Annotated in this window: 4 protein-coding genes; all 4 read left to right on the top strand. The window is 74.2% G+C overall.

Annotated elements, in window-relative coordinates:
• Positions 1–427: 427 nt before the first annotated feature.
• From PSQ21_RS35365 to PSQ21_RS35350, 4 genes are read left to right on the top strand one after another with little or no spacing between them, the layout of a single operon-like run.
• Positions 428–1,408 carry a hypothetical protein gene (locus PSQ21_RS35365; protein WP_274035580.1) on the top strand — a complete coding sequence of 327 codons (981 nt, stop codon included), beginning with the start codon at positions 428–430 and terminating at the stop codon, positions 1,406–1,408.
• A gap of 48 nt (positions 1,409–1,456) precedes the next feature.
• Positions 1,457–3,244, top strand: a complete 1,788-nt coding sequence (locus tag PSQ21_RS35360; protein ID WP_274035573.1) for a lantibiotic dehydratase — start codon at positions 1,457–1,459, stop codon at positions 3,242–3,244.
• A complete protein-coding gene (locus PSQ21_RS35355) occupies positions 3,241–5,169 on the top strand; it encodes a hypothetical protein (protein WP_274035570.1) in 1,929 nt (642 codons plus the stop codon). Before PSQ21_RS35360 ends, PSQ21_RS35355 begins: the two co-directional genes overlap by 4 nt.
• Positions 5,166–7,091: a TOMM precursor leader peptide-binding protein gene (locus PSQ21_RS35350; RefSeq protein ID WP_274035568.1), complete on the top strand. Its 1,926-nt coding sequence runs from the start codon at positions 5,166–5,168 to the stop codon at positions 7,089–7,091. Before PSQ21_RS35355 ends, PSQ21_RS35350 begins: the two co-directional genes overlap by 4 nt.
• Positions 7,092–7,178: the final 87 nt, after the last annotated feature.

Here is a 7,178-nt window from a genome sequence, read left to right as displayed (position 1 = left end):
TGCCCCGGTCGCCGCCCTGCGGCCTACGCTGCCGGATCGGTGCGCGGAAGCACCGTTCACACCCTCACGACTCCCGGAGGACACATGTCACTTCCAGAGATGGCCACCGCATTCGATCTCAGTGCGCTCGATCTCGGAGAGATCACCGTCACCGCCATGCGCGAACACGGCGGGGATAGCCGAGTCGACCTATTCCCTGTCCGTCCTCGTCCTCGACGTCCCTGTCAGGGCTGCTCCGGCTGCAGCGCGGTGCAGCGTCCAGCCGCCGCAGCAGCCCAACACCGCGTGACACAGCAACCGTGAAGGCTTCCGCGGCGCCGTCGGCCGTCGTGCGGCGCGGCGCCGCGGAGGGCCTGTTCGCGTACGAACCCGGCGCCTGCGGACCGTGTGCCGGGGCCCTGTCCACCGCCCAGCCGACTGGACCGATGTGAATCCGCCCGTTCCTGAACTCCAGACACCCGCCGCCCCGGCCCTCGACGGGCATACCAGCCCTCTGCCCCGGATCGCCCCCGGCGCGCTGGTCCGTACGACCCTGCTGAGCCTGCCCGCCGAGCCCGCGCCCGCTGCGGCGTTCCGCGCCGCGCTGGCCGAACTGGTGGTGCTGGAGGGCCGGCTCACGGCCTTGGCGCCCGCGCTCGGTGACGCGCTGTACGCGAGCCGGGCGGACCATACCGAGGAGTACCACCGCGAGGTGGTGCTTCCGCTCCGCCGTGCCGTGCACAACGGGCGCGCCCCCAGGCCTGCCCTGCTGCGCCGTCTGGAGGGCCTGCCGGACCGGCTGCCCGAACTGCGCGCCTGGCTCACAGCGCGCCGCCGCAGGGAGGAGCTGCTCACAGCCCTGCGGGCCGGGGCCGGCCCCGCTCTCAGCGCCGGGCGGTCGGTGCTCGCCGGGTTGTGCCGTGAGCCCTCGTTCCTCCGTGCCGCGTCGTTCACCAGCGCGGACCTGCTGCGGGCGGTGGTGCGGGCCGGGCAGGGGCGGGAGGACCGCCGGACCCGGAAGGAGGAGCCGGGTGTGCTGCGGCACGTGACCGCGGGCTGTGGCCCGTACGACTCCGCTGTCCGCCTTCGTGGGTGTCGGCTGGGGTGTCCTGCCCACGCCGCCGGGGGCGAAGCGGGAAGCCGGCCCGGGGGACGGGCCGGAGCAGGGCACGGGTTCCTGGCACGGGCCGGAGCAGGGCACGGGTGTCTGGAACGGCGCGGACCTGCCGATCGGTTCGTCCCGGGCCGTCGTCCGCGCCAACCGGACGCTGGTGGACACGCTCTTCGCGGCGCTGGCAGAGGACCCGCGCCGTCGCTCCACCCTGCCGCACCGCATGTGCAGCAGTCTCCGTCTCTCCGACGGGCGTGCCGCCTTCGCCCGCTCCCGCACGGCCTTCACCGCCGCGCGTTTCCTCGCGGTGGAGGATGACGAGGTCACCCTCGGTGCTGTGCAACCCCTGCGCCGGCTCGCCGCGCTGTGCGACCCCCGGCCACCCTCGACGCCCTGGCCGCGATGCTCGCGGCAGAAGGAGCGACGGACGCGGAGCCGGCGCAGGTGGACGCGGCGTCCGCCTTCGTCGGGCAGGTCCGGGACGCGGGGCTGCTCGTCGCGGTGGAGCCCTTCGACCCGCAGGACCCGGACCCCTTGCCCCGGCTCGCGCGCTGGCTGCGCGGGACCGGCTCACCGCAGGACCATGAACTGGCTCTGCGTATCGACGATCTGTTCCTCGTCACCGGTGAGTTCGGCACGGCGGAACCCGGCCGTCGCGCCGCCTTGCTCGCCACCCTCAGGGACCGCTGGGTGACGCTCCTCGACGAGGTGGGCCGCCCCGTGGGCCCGGACCCCACCCGCCTCACCGTTCTCAGCGAGGACGTGGTGATGCGGCAGCCGGTCGGCCTGGACGGCTTTCTCGGCGACAGGGACCACCGGGCGATCAGCGAACTGGCCATCCTCGCCGAGGTGTTCGACCTCGGACCCGTGGTGCGCCGGCAGGTGCGGGACAGCTTCGTCGCCCGGTACGGGCCCGGTGGGGTCTGCCCGCACGTGTGGGACTTCGGCGCGGACGCCAACGAGGCGTGGCAGCGGGCCGCGAGGACCTTCGGCGAAGGCGCCCCCGGGGCGGACGGGGACGGATCCACCGCCGCCGGCGGCATCCGGCGGCTCGCCGCGCTCCGGGCCGAGCTGGTGGAGGCCGTGCACCGGGCGCACGCCCGCAGCGGCGGCGGGCCCGGTGACGACGTCGTCCTGCCGGCCGGTCTGGTGGCCGCACTCGGCTCCCGGCTGCCGCCGTGGGCGACCCGGCGCCCGGTCTCCTACACGGAGTTCCTCCAGCGGGCACCCGGCGGGGAGCTGTGCGTGAACCACGTGTACGGGGGGTGGGGGCGCTTCAGCAGCAGGTTCCTGGATTCCGTGGACGCCGGGGCCGCGCGGGGAACGGCCGCCGCCGTGTCCGACGCGCTCGGTCCCGGAGCCGCGGTGGCCCAGGTGCGCCCGGTCAGCGGCTTCAACGCCAACCTGCATCCGCTGTTCGTGCCGCGGGAGATCGGGCCGGACCGCTCGTACACCTCCCTCGGCGCGGACGACGTCGAACTCGTCCATGACCTGGCCGACGATGAGGTACGTGTCCGGATCAAGGTCACCGGTGAGCGGGCCGATGTGCTCTACGCGGGGGTGTTCGCCCCGCTCCTGCTGCAGCCGAGGCTCGCGCCCCTGCTGATGGACCACCCGCACGGCATCACCGACTTCAGTGCCCTGGTGCCCCGTCACCGCACCGCCGTACCCGGCGGAGAACTGGTGCGTACCCCGCGCCTGCGCCACCGCCATCTCGTGCTGCGGCGCCGCCGGTGGGAGCTGGCGGGCTCCACGGTGACGGTGCTGCTCGCGGAGCTCGCGGCCGAGGGTGAGATACCGGTGGGCACGGTGGCGCGCTGGCGGGCTCTGCTCGGCGTACCGGATCAGCTCTATCTGCGTGCCACGCCACCGTCGGGGAGCGGGCGGGTGGACGAGGATCTCCTGCGTGCTCTGGACCGCCCCAAGCCGCAGTACGTCGATCTCGGCGACGCTCTGCATCTGCGCTGCCTGGGCAAGTGGCTGGGCCGCCACCCGCGGGGCGTGGTCCTGGAGGAGGCGCTGCCCGTCCCCGCCCGGGACGAGAAGTCGGCGGCGGTCGAGCTGGTGGTGGAGACCTACCGGGCCGGACGGCCCCTGGGCGACGCGGGCGACCGCGCACCCGCCGGGCACGCGAACCGAAGGGAAGACCGATGACCACCGATCAGTCGGCGTACGGCACGGCCACCTCCCCCCGGCGGGAACGGCCCGCGCCGGACGCGCTGGACTCACTGGGGCGGTGGACCTTGCGTCCGGGAGTCTCGGTCACCGTGCTCCACAACGGCGTACACCTGCGGGGCTGGATCAACAGCCTCACCCTGGAAGGCGGCCCCGGGCTGCCGTTGCTCTGGGACCACCTGGCCAGGGCCCTGGCCCCGGACGGGAACGCGGCCCCGGTCCCGGCAGCCCCGGCGGGTTCGCCGCTCCGGGCGGCCCTGCTCACGGTGGTCGGCCAGTTGCACGACCACGACCTCCTGGTCGAGCGTCCCGCCGGCGGGATGGCCGACGGAGCCGCGCAGTGGCTCGGGGCGGTCGCCGACCGGCCCGCCGCGGCAGCGGCCGCGCTCGCCCGCGGCCGCGCGCAAGTCCTCGCCGCGCCCGCGGACAGCCCGCTCGCACGCACCGCCGCACAGGCACTGGACCGGGCCGGTATCCGGGCCCAGGTCGTGGAGACGGCACAACTGCCGCACGGGCAGGTCCTCCTTGTCGCCTCCGGCCACCGCGAGCCCCCGGACTCCGCACAGGAGCGGGGCCCGGCGGAGATGGCGGTGGCCCTCGGCGTACGGGCGGGCATCGGGTTCGTCACCCCCGTGGGCAGCACGGACCAGGCACGGGCGGACGCCGACGCGCTGGCGAGCAGATTACGCCGGCGGGAGGTTCCCGGTGCGGCCGGGCACCCGGCGCTGCCCGCGCTCCTGGCCTCGTCCGCGGCGCAGCGGCTGGTGTGTGCGGTGGCCGGGCTCCGCGACCCGTCGGCCGAGGCCGGCGACGCCCGGCTCCTTCCCGGACTGCCGATGGCGCTCATCGCGGAACAGGAGCCGTTGCGGGGCGAGTACCGGAGCTGGCCGGGGCCCGTGCTCATCGACACCGACCGGGCTCTTCCCCCTGCCGCGGTGCTTACGCTGGCCGAGTCGCTGGCCCGTGTCGCGGTGCTCACCGACAGCAGGACCGGGGTACTGGAGGAACCCGTCCCCGGGGCGCTCCCCCAGCTCCCCGCGGCGCTGGTCCACTGCCCGGCGGAGGAGGGCACCCTGGTGTCCGGTTCCGCCCGGGCAGACCTCGCCCGGCTGGAAGCGGTCTGCCGTGCGGCCGAGCTCCGTCTGGGAAACGGCGAGAGGGGCCTGGTCGTCGGAGCCGGCACGGAACACGCGCGCGGGCGGGCGTTGCGGCGGGCGGTGACAGGGCAGGGCCCCGGGGCCGCCGGGCGCACCGGCGGGGAGAACACGCCGCCGAGCAGTCGCTCGGAGGCAGCCGCAGCCCCGGACGCGGACCACCCGGTGACGGGGCCCTGGAGCCCCGCGGCCGCACGCCATCCCCAGGCAGCGCACTGGTGGTCCGTTCTGGTCCACCGGCTCGGCGTCGAGGCAACCGTCACGGTCTCGCGCCTGGGCTCGGGCGGCCGGCCCGTGTTCCTCGCCCGGGTCCATGGGCGCACGACGGCAGAGCCCGCATCCGGTCCGCTCGGCACGGCTGTTGAGGCGACGGCGGAGGACGCCGTCGCCTTCGCCGCGCTCTCCGCCGTCGTCGGAGCCCAGTCGGCCACGGCCGCCGCGCACGCCCACCACCTGGTGACACCCAGCGGTGCGTCCGCGGCACTCGCCCGGACCGGGGAACAGGCGCCCTGGGAGGACACGGGGTGGACCTCGGCGTGGCTGACGGAACTGGCCGGCCGGGAACCGTACCTCCAGGACGTCCTCACCGGCCTCACCGGACACTCCCCGCAGCCCTGGGAACCGCCGGCCACCGCCCCCGCCGGCATCCACGCGCTGTGGTCGGCGCTGCGACAGTGCGGCTTCTCGGTCCTGTCCACCCGCCCCGCGCACGTCACGCACCCCGCCACCTCCTCGGAAGGACTCCGGTGACCACAGCCGACCAGCTCCGGCAGGCCCTGGCCGATGAAACGCGCACCACCGTCCTCGATACGGCGGGCGCCCTGCAGTTCACCGAAGGCCGTGCGGTCGTGCTCCTGGACACCTGGACCCTGGGAGACGCGGAGGAGCTGTCCCGGCACGCACTGCGCCACCCGGTCACCCTCACACCCGTCCGGTGCGACGGCGCCCTGACGGTGGTAGGGCCCGTACTGCACCCCGGCGCGCGGGGGTGCCTGTCGTGCAGCGAGTACCGGCGACTGGCAACGATCGGCGGCCGGGTGCCCTGGAACAGCCCCGGACTGCGGCTGGAGGGCCGGCCCTCCCCCGCGTTTCTCCATGCCGTCGGTGTACTGGCCCACTCCCTCCAGCACAGCGACCCGGCGGGGAAGGACGGCCGGACGGTCATCCACGTCGTCCACCACGGCCGGGGCACCTGGTCCACCCACCACTTCGAACCCGTGGGCGGATGCCCGGTCTGCCATCCGCTGCCCCCCGACAGTGCCGAGGTGGCCGAGGCCGCGTTCGGCCCGGACGCCCGCCGATCGCCGAGGCCCCCCACCGACCCCGCGACGCTGCGTGAACCCAACCCCCGAACCGGAGTAGCAAGCCTGCGGAAGGTGCTGTACGACGAGCGATTCGGACCGGTCCACCAGATCCTGCGCACCGAAGAGTCCGCCCACAGCCTGACAAGCGCATACGTGACCTACGGCCGTCACACACGCGACGGCGGCTACGGACGAAGCATCGACTTCGAGAGCAGCGAGCGCATCGCCCTGTTCGAGGCGGCCGAACGCCTGGCATCGATGAGCCCCACCGGCCACCGGACCGTGCTGCGCGCCCCGTACGCGGAGCTCGGCCCCGACCGGGCGGTGGACCCGGTACGGCTCGGACTGCCCGACCCCGCCCACCACGGCCACCCCGCCTCCACGACCGTGCCGTACACACCGGACCTCGAACTGGACTGGGTACACGCCTGGTCCCTCACCCATGACCGTACGACGGCGGTGCCCGAGCACGTGGCCTACTGGGACGCGAGCCCGGGCCGGCCACGCGTGGTGTACGAGTGCTCCAGCGGCTGCGGAATGGGCAACAGCCCGGCGGAGGCGGCACTGTACGGGCTGTTCGAGGTCGCCGAGCGGGACGCCTTCCTGATGGCGTGGTACGCGCGCACCCCCCTGCGCCGGATCACCGTGCCCGCGGAAGACCAGGAAGTGACGCACCTCGTGGACCGTGCGGCGCTCGCCGGTTACCGGGTGACGCTGTATGACGCGACGAACGACTTCCGGATACCCGCCGTCATCGCCGTCGCCCTGCACCGGGGCGAACCCGCCTCAGCACCACAGGCGTTCATCGCCGCCGGAAGCCATCACCATCCGCGAACCGCGATCCGTTCCGCCATCGCCGAGGTAGTGACCAATGTGGTCAACGCCGTCCACCGGCACCGGGCAGAACCCCGGACATTCGACCGGCGACGGCTGCTCCCGATGCTGCACCAGCCCGAACTCGTCACGACCCTCACCGACCATGTGGCCCTCAACACCCTCCCCGAGGCCCGTCCCCGGCTGGACTTCCTCGACCCACGGAGCCCGGGCACGGACTGGCAGGACATCTGGCCCCCCACACCGGGGCCCCTGCCTGAGACCGCCACGCTGCTGGAGCAGACCGTGACCCGCCTCGCCGGCCTCGGGCTGGAAGTCCTCATCACCCCTCTGAACCAGTCCGCCGTACGCGACCGGCTCGGGCTCCACACGGTGAAGGTCGTGGTGCCGGGCTCGCTGCCGATGACGTTCGGGCATGTCAACCGGCGCACCCACGGGCTCGACCGGCTCCTGGAAGTGCCGTACCGGCTGGGACGCGCCCAGCGCGAGGCACGCCATGACGAACTCGCACTGCATCCGCATCCCTTCCCGTGACAGAAAAACACAGGCGCGACGCCCCGGGCCGGGACACCCCGGCGACCAGAACCCCGGAACAGGAACCCACCACATGACGAACGGACC

It is taken from the genome of Streptomyces sp. MMBL 11-1, assembly GCF_028622875.1.
GTDB lineage: Bacteria > Actinomycetota > Actinomycetes > Streptomycetales > Streptomycetaceae > Streptomyces.
The sequence above is the reverse complement of the archived record's forward strand: the minus strand, read 5'-3'. Positions and strand labels throughout refer to the sequence as shown.